The following is a 699-nucleotide window of genomic DNA, read 5'->3' as shown; positions in this document are numbered from 1 at the left end:
GTCGTGGATCATCTCGGTGGCCGTGGAGTTGAACGGGCGGGAGGAACTGTGGCGGGCGTCGGCCCAGAGCGACCAGTCGCCGTCCATGCCGTCGTAGTCGCCGGGGTTGTAGACCTCAGCGGTGGCGCCCAGCAGGCGGTCGATGTCAGCGGGGATGGTGTGGAGCTCGACGTCGGCGGTGGTGCCGTCGGGGTGGATCATCGTGGCCTTGGTCATCGGAGTCCCTTTCGTCAGGGGTGCGGGGGTCCGGATAACCCCTGCTGATGTGTATAACCATACACGCGTAAGAGGGATCGCGCAACAGGGGCGTGGGATTCGTGGGTGGCCCCGGCGCGGCCGGGGCGGGCGGGCCGCGGGGCCCGCCCGCCCGCGGGGCTCAGTCGTCGAGGCCGAGCCGCTCGCGCAGAGCCTTGGTGGGGGGCAGGTAGGTCTCCCCGTCGTCGGCCAGGTCGCCGGTGATCAGCACCGGGCCGACGATGACGTCGTCCGGGGCGAGGATGGTCAGCTCGTGGACGATCCGGTGACCCTTGGAGTTGACCGGCAGGCCGGCGATCTTGCCCTCCTCGTTGAGCCAGATGGTGTGGTCGCCATCGTCGGAGGACAGGGCCTCCACGTAGCCGCCGACGTGCTGCTGGAAGTCCTCCAGGCCGTTGACCTGCTCCTCGGTGACGTCGCCGGTGGGGGTGATCAGGATTGCAT

General features: G+C 69.2%; 2 protein-coding genes. Both read right to left on the bottom strand.

Annotation, left to right across the window (positions count from 1 at the left end):
- The coding region (locus J1M39_RS11915; RefSeq protein WP_206496836.1) for a hypothetical protein at window positions 1–216 on the bottom strand (216 nt) is incomplete at its 3' end.
- Window positions 217–376: 160 nt separating this feature from the next.
- On the bottom strand, window positions 377–699 hold a 323-nt coding region (locus J1M39_RS11910; RefSeq protein ID WP_206496835.1), incomplete at its 5' end, for a DUF3846 domain-containing protein.

Origin of the sequence: Micrococcus sp. KRD077 (assembly GCF_017168505.1) — a bacterium.
Taxonomy (GTDB): Bacteria; Actinomycetota; Actinomycetes; order Actinomycetales; family Micrococcaceae; genus Micrococcus; species Micrococcus luteus.
This window is presented reverse-complemented; position numbering and strand designations above follow the sequence as displayed.